Origin of the sequence: Xylanibacter rodentium (assembly GCF_013166575.1) — a bacterium.
Taxonomy (GTDB): Bacteria; Bacteroidota; Bacteroidia; order Bacteroidales; family Bacteroidaceae; genus Prevotella; species Prevotella rodentium.
The window spans coordinates 196,197-209,002 of record NZ_JABKKE010000001.1 but is presented as its reverse complement, the minus strand read 5'-3'; the positions used below and the strand labels follow the sequence as shown (position 1 = coordinate 209,002).

Below are 12,806 nucleotides of genomic sequence, written 5' to 3'. Positions count from 1 at the left end.
ACCGTTGTTCCCGATATATTGTCGTTTCACTCATCAGTATTCCGCCTTTTGATGCAAGGAATGCATTCTGAGCCTGATATAATGATATGAAAGCGGAAAACGGACAGCCGGTTAGTCCGAAACGACAGAATCGTCAGTATTTCCGCCTGATGTGAAGCGGTTGTCTCAAACGGCTGTAAATCAAATCTGTTACGATATTGTCCGGTTTCTCATATTTTTATTGTAACTTTGCAGAACTAAATAATACTTCGATTATGGAAATAAAGAGTGCAGAATTTGTTATAAGTTCTCCAATGGTATCGATGTGCCCCAAGGACAGTAAACCCGAATATGCCTTTATCGGACGCTCCAACGTGGGCAAGTCGAGCCTTATAAATATGCTGTGCTGCAACAAGAAACTGGCCAAGACGTCTGCTACTCCGGGTAAGACACTTCTGATAAATCATTTTATAATCAACAAAAACTGGTATCTTGTCGACTTGCCGGGATATGGTTTTGCCAAGCGTTCAAAAAAGGAAATAGCCCGTTTGGAACAAATGATAAACGGATATATACTGCAACGCGAGCAGTTGGTCAATGTGTTCGTGCTGGTTGACGTTCGTCTGGAAGCGCAGAAAATAGACCTGGATTTCATCAATTGGCTTGGCAACAGCAGCATACCGTTTGCCATTGTATTCACCAAGGCCGACAAACTTGGTCCGGTGAAGACACAGGCCAATGTGGAAATGTACAAGAAAAAACTGTCTGAGACATGGGAGGAACTGCCTCCGATATTTGTCACGTCGTCGGAAAAGAGGCAGGGGCGTGACGAATTGTTGAGCTATATAGACAGTATAAACAAGGAATTGGAAGCCTGATTTAACAAGAAGATATACACGTGGCAAAGGAAATACCATATTTGGATGTTCAGAATCTGTCAAAATCGTTTGGTGCGCTGACATTGTTCCGCGATATCAGTTTCAGCATTGCCGAGGGACAAAAGGTAGGACTGATAGCAAAAAACGGCACGGGCAAATCCACTCTCCTGTCCGTAATATCGGGTAAGGAAGGGCACGATTCGGGAGACATCATATTCCGTCGCGATCTCAAGGTTGGATATCTGGAGCAGTCTCCGGCCTTTGATCCGGATGAATCTGTGCTGGACGCATGTTTCAATCATCGTGGAGAAGACGAGAAAGTGCTCAAGGCAAAGCAAGTGCTTACGCAATTGAAGATACGCGATTTGCATCAGCCGATGGGACAACTGAGCGGAGGACAGCAGAAGCGTGTGGCACTGGCCAATGTACTGCTTACCGAACCGGACTTGCTGATACTCGACGAACCTACCAATCATCTGGATCTTGACATGATAGAGTGGCTCGAGGGATATCTCAACCGTGGCAACAAGACGCTTCTCATGGTCACTCACGACCGTTTTTTTCTTGATCGTGTGTGCAGTGTTATCATCGAACTTGACGACAATACGCTCTACACATATCGCGGCAACTACAGCTACTATCTGGAAAAACGCCAGGAGCGTATCGACGCGCGGCGTGCAGAGATAGCCCGTGCCAACAATCTCTATCGTACAGAGCTCGAATGGATGCGCCGTATGCCTCAGGCACGTGGGCATAAGGCCCGTTATCGTGAAGAAGCGTTCTACGAACTGGAAAAGGTGGCCCGCCAGCGCATGGAGGAGAGGCTGATGAGGTTGAAGTCAAGAAACGTATATATAGGAAGCAAGATTTTCGAGTGTCAGTACATATCCAAGGCATGGTCGTCGGATTGTGTGATAATGAAAGACTTCTACTATAATTTCTCGCGTTTTGAAAAGATGGGTATCGTCGGAAACAACGGAACCGGAAAGTCGACATTCATCAAGATGTTACTCGGAGAAGAGAAGCCGGACAGTGGCCGCATAGTCATCGGTGATACGGTGCGTTTCGGATATTTTTCGCAAGAAGGACTTAAGTTTGACGACAAGCAGAAGGTGATAGACGTAGTCACCGATATAGCCGATTACATAGATCTTGGCGGTGGCCGTCATCTTACGGCATCACAGTTTCTGCAACATTTTCTGTTCACACCGGAACAGCAACACAATTATGTATACAAGCTGAGCGGTGGCGAGCGTCGCAAACTGTATCTGTGCACGGTGTTGATGAGGAACCCCAATTTCCTGGTTCTCGACGAGCCGACCAATGATCTTGACATTGTTACATTGCAGATTCTTGAGGAGTATCTGGCCGATTTCCCCGGATGTGTCATAGTGGTAAGTCATGACCGGTATTTTATGGACAAGGTCGTGGACCATTTGCTCGTTTTCAGAGGTCAGGGCGAGATAAAAGACTTTCCCGGCAATTATACGCAATATCGTGAATGGAACTCGCTTGCTTCGGGACAGATGGAAAAGAAGTCTGTCAAGACAGAAAAACCGGCCGAAAAGCGCGACTCTCGTCATGACACACGCCGCAAGATGACCTACAAGGAGAAGACGGAATATGCTCTGTTGGAGCGCGAAATAGCCGCTCTTGAAGAAGAAAAGAAGCTCATTGAAGCAGAACTGTGCAGCGGTGAACTGACAGTGGATGAACTGACGGAGAAGAGCAAACGCCTGCCTATGCTGAATGACGAGATAGACGAGAAGAGCATGCGGTGGCTTGAACTGAGCGAAATCGAGGATTGAGAGCTGCAAACTACTTGTGGTAAAGGAACATATATATATCATTAACAGGTAATTATGGAACAGCAATATCCGTCAAGACTTTTGGAAAAAGCCGTAGGAGAATTTGCCAAACTGCCAGGAATAGGGCGAAAGACAGCACTCAGACTTGTGCTGCATCTGTTGCGTCAGACAGAGAATGACGTCAGCATGTTTGTTGAAGCAGTGGATAGAATGAAAAAGGAAGTCAAATATTGTCGTGTGTGCCACAACATAAGTGATTCGGATATATGCCCTATATGTGCGGATGCGAAACGTGATGCCGATACAATCTGTGTTGTTGAGAACATACGTGACGTAATGGCAGTGGAAAACACACAGCAGTTTTTCGGACTGTATCATGTCTTGGGAGGGATTATATCACCGATGGATGGTGTCGGACCGGGCGACATCGAGATCGATTCACTGGTAAAGAGAGTAGGCGGGGGGACAGTCAGGGAGGTCATTCTGGCACTAAGTTCCACAATGGAAGGAGATGCAACTAACTTCTATATCTCACGCAAACTAGCTCCGTATGATGTGAAGCTGAGCGTAATAGCCCGGGGAATATCCGTCGGAGATGAATTGGAATATACTGATGAAGTCACATTGGGCAGATCCATACTGAACCGTATGCCATTTGAAGGAACGAGATGATGGAAAGAACTGTAAGAAAATTGATGATAGCCTTTTGGGGGCTGATAGGTGCGGCATTGGTTGTCGTAGCGGTGTTCGAGTTCAATGTACTTTCTACGGGTATACTGTCAGGTGACAATAGTTTGGAATTTCTGTCTACGTCGTTGATGGAACTGCTTGCGGTAGTTTGCATACCGTTGGCACTGAAGCTGTTCAGAATAGGGCGCGTGGCGGCAAAGTTGTCTGCCGATGGTGGAGCGCGGTCATTGTCCGAGTGGGGATTGCTGCGTATATTGCTGCTCGGCGGACCTATGTTTGTCAATACATTGTTGTATTATCTGTTCATGAAAGCAACATTCGGATATATTGCAATAATCTTTCTGATAAGCATGCTGTTCATATATCCGAGCCGGATCCGATGCTTGTATGAAACCAAAAGGCATGATACGGAATGAAACTCACTGTAATCATAGTCAGCTATAATGTGAAGTTTTATGTTGAGCAATGTCTCAACAGTCTTGAAAAGGCACTTGAGGGGATAGATAGTGAGATATTTATTGTAGATAATCATTCGCGTGACGGTTCCGTAAGTTATCTCAGCAAACGCTATCATGATATCAATATTATTGACAGCAGCCACAATCTGGGATTCGCACGTGCAAACAACATTGCCTATCGTCAGTCTTCAGGAGAGTATGTACTTTTGCTAAATCCTGATACATTTGTTGGCGAAGATACCATCCGTAAGGCTGTCGACTTTATGGACGAGCATCCTCGTGCAGGAGGAGTAGGGGTTAAGATGCTTAATCCTGACGGCACTTTTGCAAAAGAATCTCGTCGCGGACTGCCTACACCAATGACATCATTTTATAAAATGTGCGGGTTGTGTGAAAGATTTCCGGCCAGCAGAATATTCGGACGTTACTATATGAGCTATCTTGATCGGGATGAAGCAGCGCGTATTGAGGTGATAAGCGGGGCGTTCTTTCTTTTAAGGCGTTCTGCTACAGACGCGGTAGGATGTCTTGACGAAGATTTCTTCATGTATGGAGAGGATATCGACTTGTCGTACAGACTACTGAAGGGAGGATTTGAAAATTGGTATTTGCCACAGCCTATAATGCATTATAAGGGTGAGAGTACTCACAAGACTTCATTTCGCTATGTCCACGTATTCTATCAGGCTATGCTCATATTCTTTCGCAAACACTATAGCCATCTTGGCTTTTGGATAACGTTGCCGATAAAGACAGCCATATATGCCAAGGCATTTATGGCATTGATACAGATGACTTTGCCAAATATTCGCAAGGCAATTGGATTGATGGACAGGCGTGCTATGGATACGCGTTATATCTTTATCGGAAGAAGTAAGATGGTTGAGCGATGTACAAGTGTGGCGCGTCGGTATGGCTTGACTTCTGAATTTAGGACTGTGGACACGCCGGATGTGGCAATGGAACAAAACATGTTTGGTAAAATAAGGACTGATATGCCAGTCTGTGTGGTATATGACACAGAAATTTTCGGATATGCCACCATGCTTGAAATCATGTCTGCGAATACAAATGATAAAATAAAATTAGGCACATATAGTGAAAAGACTAAGATAATAATCACACCAAGTGAAATAATACAATGAGTATATACAATGATGTATTCCCTGAAGTGAAACTGAGGGCAATGGAACCGGAGGATTTGGATTTGCTCTACAGTATAGAGAATGATATGGTATTGTGGAATGTAGGAACCACCAATGTTCCATATTCACGATATGTGCTGCATGATTATATTGCAAACTCTTCATGTGACATTTATGCAGACCGCCAGCTGCGGCTTATCATAGAAAATTCAGATGGAGCCGTGGTGGGAGTTGTCGATATTGTGAATTTCGACCCTCGACATCAAAGGGCGGAAGTTGGTATCGTGATTGACACTACTCATAGACGTATGGGATATGCCGCTGCGGCATTGAAGAGAATTGCTGAATATTCTTGTTCTGTATTGCATTTGCATCAACTTTATGCAGTGGTTGATACCGACAATAAAGCTTCGGTCGGGTTGTTTCGTAAGATGGGGTATGAGACGACGGCAGAGTTTAAAGACTGGCTTTTTGATGGACAAAAGTATTACAATTCTTTGTTGATGCAGCTATTTTTATGATTTTATAGTTAAATATTTAAATTTTCTTGCTGAATATTTTGTGAAATATAAAATTATGCTTACCTTTGCATCCGCAATTAGGAAATAAAGGGTGCGTTAGTTCAGTTGGTTAGAATACATGCCTGTCACGCATGGGGTCACGGGTTCGAGTCCCGTACGCACCGCAAGATAAAAGGATGCTTAGGCATCCTTTTTTGTTTGTTCACAGCAAGTCGGTTAACAAAAGCTCGGTTTATGACTGACCAAAAATATCCACAGGTTTTTAGGACTGACCCCGAAAATGACTCACTAAACAAATATATTGAATATGTATATAATAAAAAATAGAATTCTAATTCGTAAATTAGAATTCTATTCAATTAAGCGGAAAGTGAGGGATTCAAACCCCCGATACCCAAAAAGGGTATACCGGATTTCGAGTCCAGCGCATTCGGTCACTCTGCCAACTTTCCTCATTTGCAGTGCAAAGGTAATCAATCTTTTCCAAACTACAAAATTATTACATTAAAATTCTATGTATTCTTTTTTAGTTGTTGAATTATTATATGTACCTTAAATTGATTGTATAATGTGTTGTCATTTAGATTCCGAAGGATAGCTTTTTGAGTTTGCTTCGTAGCATATCAGCTTCTGATTTGCGTATGCTTAGTTTTATCTCACAAGTATTGTCATAGGTTTGTGAGATTATCCGTGGAGACATTTCTTTTATTATTTTCATAACATCATTCATCATTATATAATTAAAGTTGTATATCACTTCCTCTTCAACTTGCTCAATCACTACTTCTGAATTGTTTATAGCGTCGGCTGCAGCAGACTTATAAGCAACGATTAACCCGCCGGTACCAAGATTAACTCCTCCATAGTATCTGACTACAACAATCAGAATATCGGTCAGCTCATTGCTGTTTATTTGTCCTAATATTGGTTTTCCTGCTGTACTACTTGGTTCACCATCGTCGTTGGCTCTGAAGTTTGTTCTTTCATAACCGAGCATATATGCATAGCATACATGCCGTGCATCATAATATTTCTTTCGGTAGTGGGCTAAAAGTTCGGTAATCTCTTCAATTGAAGTTACATGATGAGAAAAGGCGAGAAACTTACTCCTTTTCTCGGAGTAATATCCCTCGCCTATTTTATTTGTTATTGTCTTAAACTCGTCTGTCACGTTCAAAATAATTGTATTATTGACTTGGTTTGCATGGGATGCCTTATACCAATTTGTGTATGATAAGACCTGAACGCAACTTTGGTTCAAACCATGTCGCCTTTGGTGGCATTATCTTCCCGCTGTCGGCAATATCCATTATCTGCTGCATTGAAACAGGATATAATGCCAGCGCCATACGCATCTCTCCGTTATCAACCCGACGTTTCAATTCGTTCAGTCCTCGCAAGCCACCCACGAAATCAATACGCTTGTCGCTGCGGAGGTCTTTTATGCCAAGAATGTCATCAAGTATCAGACGACTTGATATATCGACATCCAGTCGACCGATAGGATCTGCGTCATCGAATGTCCCTTCTTTGGCTGTAAGACTATACCAATGGCTGTCAAGATATAACGAGAACTCATGCAAACGTTCTGGTTTATATATATCCGTACCTCTATCTTCTACAATGAAATTCTTTTCAATAGCTTCGATGAACTGCTCTGACGACATGCCATTGAGATCTTTTACCACCCGGTTATAGTCAAGAATGGTGAGTTGAGATGCCTGAAAACATACGGCCATAAAGTAGTTGTACTCTTCCGTACCTGTATGGTTGGGATTCTGTTTTGCCTTTTCGGCACCAACGAGTGCGGCTGCGGCCGAACGGTGGTGGCCGTCTGCAATATAGAGATAAGGTATTTTGGAAAACTCTTCTGTAACGGTCTGTATGTCATCATCGTTGCTGATAATCCACAGCTGATGGCGAAAACCGTCAATAGGAGCAATGAAATCATATTCAGGAGTGGTGGCGGTATATCTTATAATGAGATTGTTAAGAATTTCATTATCCGGATATGCAAAGAACACCGGTTCGATATTGGCATTGTTTACACGGACATGTTTCATGCGGTCTTCTTCTTTGTCACGTCGTGTCAACTCGTGTTTTTTTATTACACCACTAAGATAGTCTTCAACATATGCCCCTACTACGAGACCGTACTGAGTCTTGCCGTTCATAGTTTGGGCATATATATAATATTGCTCTTTGTCGTCTTGCACCAACCATCCGTTATCTTGGAATTTTTGAAAGTTCTCGGCTGCTTTCTCATATACCCGGGGATCATATTCACTCGTTTCCGGTGAAAAATCAATCTCTGGTTTTATTATATGGTAAAGACTCATTTCATTGTTTCCGGCTTCTTCACGTGCTTCGTCAGAATTGAGAACATCGTATGGTCGTGACTCTACCTTTTCTACAAGTTCTTTGGGTGGACGTATTCCTTTGAATGGTTTTACTACTGCCATAAAAATTCTTTTTATTAAAGTATACGTAACCTTTTGTTACTTGTTTACCTGAAATCTTGTATCGCCTGTTGCGAAGAATGAATTTATCTGTTTTGCTGCGGCAATACCTGCATTGGTGTTTGCTTCGGATGTCTGTGCCCCCATCTTCTTTGGAGTGCTGAAGTATCGGCCTTCAAATTTTGCAAATTCGGAGTCTGCATCCGGTTTGATATCCGTAACAAACTTAAGGTCTGTACGTTCTGCAAGTAATTTAATTAGCTCTGGTTCGTTGATAACCTCTTTACGTGCTGTATTTACGAGAATGCCACCCTTCTTCATTTTGCCTACCATTGCATAGTTAATGCTTTCTTTTGTTTCATGGGTGGCCGGTATATGTAGCGATACGATATCGCATGTACAGAACAGTTCTTCTTGATTTTCCATAGGCTTTACTCCTGCGCTTTCTATAACTTCCTTTGGACAGTAGGCATCGTATGCATATACCTCCATACCGAAACCGGCTGCTATACGGGCCACGTTACGTCCAACATTGCCGAAAGCAAGAATCCCCAACTTCTTGCCTTTCAGTTCTGTTCCTGATTTACCGTTGTAAAATCCGCGTACTGCGAAAACGAGCAATCCGAACACCAATTCTGCTACGGCATTGGCATTTTGTCCAGGTGTATTTTCAATCACAATGCCTTTCTTTTTGGCATATTCTGTATCTATGGAGTCATATCCGGCGCCTGCACGCACCACAATTTTCAGTTTATCAGATGCATCAAGAACATCCGAATCTATTTTATCTGACCGTACAATCATTGCATCGGCATTTTTTACTGCATCGAGCAACTGTATCTTATCTGTATATTTCTCAAGGAGTACTATCTCATGTCCGGCCGCTTCAATCTCAGCCTTAATTCCTTCTACTGCTGTAGCGGCAAAAGGTTTTTCTGTTGCTATCAATACTTTCATAATATTTTTTTATATGTTTTAAAATAAAAGATGTGTCAGAAAAGCACAATCCCATTGACAGGGGGAACAATTTGGCTTTCTGACACACCCTCATTAGTTATATAACTTTTTGTATTAATTCTGAGTTTCAAATTCCTTCATGCACTGTACAAGAGCTTCAACGCCCTCTATGGTCTGAGCATTATAGCAACTTGCGCGGAATCCTCCGACACTTCTGTGTCCCTTTATACCTACCATACCCTTTGCAGTGGCATATTCAAAGAAAGGTTTCTCCAATTCTGCATATTCGTCATTCATAACAAAGCAGATATTCATGACAGAACGGTCCTCTTCCTTGACAGTGCCCCGGAACAGTTTGTTACGGTCAATTTCCCCATAGAGTATTTCTGCGCGCTGTTTGGCCAACTTGTCCATAGCCTCTACACCTCCGTTTGCCTTTATCCAACGCAGTGTCTCCAATGCGGAATAGATAGGTACGACAGGAGGAGTATTGAACATAGAACCCTTTTCTACATGTGTACGATAGTCAAGCATTGTAGGTATTGGGCGTGGAGCCTTGCCCAACTTGTCGTTTTTTAAGATAATCAGTGTCACTCCAGCCATTGCCAGATTCTTTTGCGCACCGGCATAGATACAGTCATATTTGCTGACATCTATCGGTCGACTGAAGATATCTGAACTCATATCTCCAATCATCGGTATATTGACGTCAAGTTCCTTGCGTATTTCTGTTCCATAGATGGTATTGTTTGTCGTAATATGCAGATAGTCTGCATCAGCAGGACAAGTCCAACCTTTTGGTATAAATGTATAATTAGCGTCGGCCGAAGAAGCCACTTCTACTACTTCTCCGAATAGTTTTGCTTCCTTCATGGCTTTTTTTGCCCATGTACCTGTATTGAGGTAAGCGGCTTTATTTATAAGGAAGTTGTAAGGTACCATACAGAATTCAAGTGAAGCGCCACCTCCGAGGAAAATCACAGAATAACCATCTGGAATCTGTAGTAATTCTTTGATGAGTGACTCAGCCTCATCAAGTACCGGTTGAAAGTCTTTGGCACGGTGGCTTATCTCCATAAGAGACAGGCCTGACCCATTGAAGTCTAAACACTGCTTAGCTGTATTTTCAATTACTTCCCGCGGAAGCATTGACGGACCTGCATTAAAGTTGTACTTCTTCATTTGATTGTTAATTAAAAAATGTTTATTAATAACAGATTGCGAAATTACATTTTTTATTCCATTTGGCAAAATATTTTAGCAGAAATATAGTAAAACGAATATATTTTTGTCTATTTGCAAGCGTTAATGCTAAATATTGATGATATGAAAAATATTCTTTTTTATCTTTCTACTAATTCTGCATTTCCGATAATGCCGGAAGATATAATTCTGCAATTCTTATTATACAATTGCGTATACATCCAAATGTGTCGTTTTGATTCTGGCTGTAAGTTATCACCGACAAGGCGGTTAGCCAATGGGTTATGGACCTCTATACGTATTTTGTTTTTACCTTTTTGGAGTAATTTCCATTATTATCCATAACGGTATTGTGCAATATATTATTTATATGGCAATCTCTTGAAAAATATATTTAGGCGAATGTACCTTTAGATATATACCTTTCAAGAGATTGCTATATGGATTCTTTATCATTATTGTTATCTGACAGGTTCCACCACTGTCTTTATTCCCTTAATCTTTTCTCCGGCTGTATGTCGCAGCACGTTGTCGAGGCGGGAACGCGATATTGCAGCATAGGTATATCGGTCTTTCACATCGATTCGTCCTATTTCGTCCGATTTCAAACCACCTTTTTTACATAGGAACCCGACAATATCTCCTTTGCTCAATTTGTCTTTCTTGCCTTTACCTATATATATAGTTGACATTTTTGACGGCGCTGGAATTTTAAATTCCTTCGTGACAGCATATTCTTCAACTTCTCCTTCTATGAATTCGGGAGTATGTTCTTCCGGTCCCAGCAGGAAGAACGTATGTCCTGAGGCTTCCCATCTGGCAGTTCGGCCCACACGGTGTATGTAGTCATCGGCTGTTTGAGGCAAATGATAGTGTATGATATTGTCAACATCAGGTATGTCAAGTCCGCGTGATGCCAAATCTGTCGATACAAGGATGTTGGCTGAGCCGTTGCTGAATTTGTAAAGTGCGTCTTCTCTCTGTTTTTGTTCCATTCCTCCGTGATAGTAACTTACTGAAAATCCCTTGCGTATGAGATGTTCGGATGTGCGTTCCACACTTTCACGATAGTTTAGAAATACAATGCTGCTCTGTGTTCCGAAAGAACAGAGCAGATGAGTGAGTGTGTCGAGCTTGTCCTTTGTTTCGCTCCTAACCTCATGTTGTGTTACGCGTTGTGGAACTTGTTCTCCGTTGTCGAGATAATCAAGACTTATAGCTCCCGACATATGTACAAAATCAGGTATAAGTTCTGTGTTGGTAGCTGACAGCAATATCCTCCGTTTCACCTCTCGTAACTTTCCGAGCAATTTGGACATCTCGTCCGTGAATCCCATTTGCAGACATTTGTCAAATTCATCTATAACGAGATACTTTATTCCGTATGGTGAAATGTTGCCTTTGTCTATATGATCGTTAAGTCGCCCTGGTGTTCCGAAAATGATATTGGGGGCAATTTGCCTTATCATCCGGTGTTCGTCCATTGCGGTGCGTCCGCCATAGCAACACATGGAACGTATGCCTGTGCCCATGCTACGGAGCACATTGTCTGACTGTTGTGCCAACTCTCGGCTTGGGACTATTACCACCGTCTGAATCATGTCGCTGTCAGCGTCTGTCATTTCTGCCAGTGGCAGCATGTATGCCAAAGTCTTGCCGCTGCCAGTCGGGGACAATACGATTACATCATCTTTTCCATGCAAGATGCTGTCATACGCATTTTGCTGCATGAGGGTTAGTTCTGTGATATGCAGTTTTTCCAATATTCTATCTCGATTCATATTCTTGATTTATTGTGTAATGTCCGAGTATGGGGTGAGTTCGAACACTCCGCTTGGAGTCTTTCGTTTCAGCACTTCAAGTTCGAGGTCGATCCCCACGGTGATGCCATAGTTGTCGAGTATTTCCTCCACCGTCTTTCGTGCAAGTTCAGGATGATTGTTGTCCTCACTAAGATGACACAGCCATATGGCACGCAATTTCTCTGTCATATTCTCTGCAACAGCCAGGGCACATGCGGCGTTGCTCAGATGTCCATTGTTGCTCAATATGCGGTTCTTAAGGTATTGCGGATAGGGACCGTTTTTTAGCATCACTTCATCGTGGTTGGCTTCTATCACCAAATAGTTGGTCCTGCTGATATAGCTTGCCATTTCTTCCGTCACACATCCTGCGTCTGTGATTATGCAGAAAGTAACTCCTTTATTCTCAATAAAATATCCGACATTGTCAGTACTGTCGTGAGGCACCGAAAACGGTGTTACACTAAAGTCACCAATTATTATTGGCATGTCTTTTTCGATGTATCTCACGTATTCCGTGGCTATTTTGCGCTGTACGCAGTAGTTGCGGACTATGCCAGAGTGCACTTCCCGTGTTGTATATACCGGTAATTTGTATTCATTACTGATACATCCCACGGACTTCACATGGTCGGCGTGGTCGTGGGTAATAAGGATATTTTTGACAAACGATAAACTTAGTCCGTAGTCCTTGAAATTCTTTTTTAGAGTCCTAAGTCCGACTCCTGTATCTATGAGCAATCCATCTGTGGGGGTAAACAAATAGTAACAATTACCACTGCTACCGCTTCCAAAGGATATAAAGTTCAGCATTTTTATTATTATTTTGTGCAAAAGTAAGAAAAAACCGTGTGATAACCAAATGAAAAGTGGTATCTTTGCGTAGTTTTATCGATGCAATAATTA

Annotated in this window: 12 protein-coding genes and 2 tRNA genes; 7 read left to right on the top strand and 7 right to left on the bottom strand. The window is 42.4% G+C overall.

Going from position 1 to position 12,806, the window contains the following annotated elements; all coding sequences use genetic code 11:
• Positions 1 to 254: 254 nt before the first annotated feature.
• The 7 genes from yihA to HPS55_RS00815 all read left to right on the top strand — a co-directional run bounded on the left by yihA (position 255) and on the right by HPS55_RS00815 (position 5,643).
• Positions 255 to 857: a ribosome biogenesis GTP-binding protein YihA/YsxC gene (gene yihA, locus HPS55_RS00845; RefSeq protein WP_172173644.1), complete on the top strand. Its 603-nt coding sequence runs from the start codon at positions 255 to 257 to the stop codon at positions 855 to 857.
• A 20-nt stretch (positions 858 to 877) separates the two neighbouring features.
• Positions 878 to 2,665, top strand: a complete 1,788-nt coding sequence (locus HPS55_RS00840; protein WP_172173641.1) for an ABC-F family ATP-binding cassette domain-containing protein — start codon at positions 878 to 880, stop codon at positions 2,663 to 2,665.
• A gap of 54 nt (positions 2,666 to 2,719) precedes the next feature.
• The gene (recR, locus tag HPS55_RS00835; RefSeq protein ID WP_172173638.1) at positions 2,720 to 3,337 is read left to right on the top strand and encodes a recombination mediator RecR; all 618 of its coding nucleotides are present in this window, start codon (positions 2,720 to 2,722) and stop codon (positions 3,335 to 3,337) included.
• Positions 3,334 to 3,771, top strand: a complete 438-nt coding sequence (locus HPS55_RS00830) for a hypothetical protein (protein WP_253945757.1) — start codon at positions 3,334 to 3,336, stop codon at positions 3,769 to 3,771. Before recR ends, HPS55_RS00830 begins: the two co-directional genes overlap by 4 nt.
• The gene (locus HPS55_RS00825) at positions 3,768 to 4,958 is read left to right on the top strand and encodes a glycosyltransferase family 2 protein (RefSeq protein ID WP_172173635.1); all 1,191 of its coding nucleotides are present in this window, start codon (positions 3,768 to 3,770) and stop codon (positions 4,956 to 4,958) included. Before HPS55_RS00830 ends, HPS55_RS00825 begins: the two co-directional genes overlap by 4 nt.
• Positions 4,955 to 5,479 (top strand): GNAT family N-acetyltransferase, encoded by a 525-nt coding sequence (locus tag HPS55_RS00820; protein ID WP_172173632.1) that lies wholly within the window; start codon positions 4,955 to 4,957, stop codon positions 5,477 to 5,479. Before HPS55_RS00825 ends, HPS55_RS00820 begins: the two co-directional genes overlap by 4 nt.
• A gap of 90 nt (positions 5,480 to 5,569) precedes the next feature.
• Positions 5,570 to 5,643: transfer RNA gene (locus HPS55_RS00815), tRNA-Asp, on the top strand.
• 200 nt (positions 5,644 to 5,843) lie between these two features.
• Here HPS55_RS00815 and HPS55_RS00810 read toward each other — a convergent pair.
• From HPS55_RS00810 to HPS55_RS00780, 7 genes are all read right to left on the bottom strand, one after another.
• Positions 5,844 to 5,931, bottom strand: a tRNA-Ser gene (locus HPS55_RS00810).
• Positions 5,932 to 6,059: 128 nt separating this feature from the next.
• Positions 6,060 to 6,656: an IMPACT family protein gene (locus tag HPS55_RS00805; RefSeq protein ID WP_172173629.1), complete on the bottom strand. Its 597-nt coding sequence runs from the start codon at positions 6,654 to 6,656 to the stop codon at positions 6,060 to 6,062.
• Between the two features lie 37 nt (positions 6,657 to 6,693).
• On the bottom strand, positions 6,694 to 7,941 hold the full coding sequence (locus HPS55_RS00800) for a DUF1015 domain-containing protein (RefSeq protein ID WP_172173626.1): 1,248 nt from the start codon (positions 7,939 to 7,941) through the stop codon (positions 6,694 to 6,696).
• 36 nt (positions 7,942 to 7,977) lie between these two features.
• The gene (locus HPS55_RS00795; protein WP_172173623.1) at positions 7,978 to 8,895 is read right to left on the bottom strand and encodes an NAD(P)-dependent oxidoreductase; all 918 of its coding nucleotides are present in this window, start codon (positions 8,893 to 8,895) and stop codon (positions 7,978 to 7,980) included.
• Positions 8,896 to 9,009: 114 nt separating this feature from the next.
• Positions 9,010 to 10,077, bottom strand: coding sequence for a 3-phosphoserine/phosphohydroxythreonine transaminase (gene serC, locus HPS55_RS00790; RefSeq protein WP_172173620.1), 1,068 nt, complete (start codon positions 10,075 to 10,077; stop codon positions 9,010 to 9,012).
• A gap of 482 nt (positions 10,078 to 10,559) precedes the next feature.
• Positions 10,560 to 11,879: a DEAD/DEAH box helicase gene (locus HPS55_RS00785; protein ID WP_172173617.1), complete on the bottom strand. Its 1,320-nt coding sequence runs from the start codon at positions 11,877 to 11,879 to the stop codon at positions 10,560 to 10,562.
• Between the two features lie 9 nt (positions 11,880 to 11,888).
• A complete protein-coding gene (locus HPS55_RS00780; protein ID WP_172173614.1) occupies positions 11,889 to 12,713 on the bottom strand; it encodes an MBL fold metallo-hydrolase in 825 nt (274 codons plus the stop codon).
• Between the last annotated feature and the right edge of the window lie 93 nt (positions 12,714 to 12,806).

What these genes read in the sequence shown, in the direction of transcription:
- HPS55_RS00830 (WP_253945757.1), top strand. Translation starts at nt 3,334, where the DNA reads ATGATGGAAAGAACTGTAAGAAAATTGATGATAGCCTTTTGGGGGCTG.
- HPS55_RS00820 (WP_172173632.1), top strand. Translation starts at nt 4,955, where the DNA reads ATGAGTATATACAATGATGTATTCCCTGAAGTGAAACTGAGGGCAATG.
- HPS55_RS00825 (WP_172173635.1), top strand. Translation starts at nt 3,768, where the DNA reads ATGAAACTCACTGTAATCATAGTCAGCTATAATGTGAAGTTTTATGTT.
- HPS55_RS00795 (WP_172173623.1), bottom strand. Translation starts at nt 8,895, where the DNA reads ATGAAAGTATTGATAGCAACAGAAAAACCTTTTGCCGCTACAGCAGTA.
- HPS55_RS00780 (WP_172173614.1), bottom strand. Translation starts at nt 12,713, where the DNA reads ATGCTGAACTTTATATCCTTTGGAAGCGGTAGCAGTGGTAATTGTTAC.
- yihA (WP_172173644.1), top strand. Translation starts at nt 255, where the DNA reads ATGGAAATAAAGAGTGCAGAATTTGTTATAAGTTCTCCAATGGTATCG.
- HPS55_RS00800 (WP_172173626.1), bottom strand. Translation starts at nt 7,941, where the DNA reads ATGGCAGTAGTAAAACCATTCAAAGGAATACGTCCACCCAAAGAACTT.
- recR (WP_172173638.1), top strand. Translation starts at nt 2,720, where the DNA reads ATGGAACAGCAATATCCGTCAAGACTTTTGGAAAAAGCCGTAGGAGAA.
- serC (WP_172173620.1), bottom strand. Translation starts at nt 10,077, where the DNA reads ATGAAGAAGTACAACTTTAATGCAGGTCCGTCAATGCTTCCGCGGGAA.
- HPS55_RS00785 (WP_172173617.1), bottom strand. Translation starts at nt 11,879, where the DNA reads ATGAATCGAGATAGAATATTGGAAAAACTGCATATCACAGAACTAACC.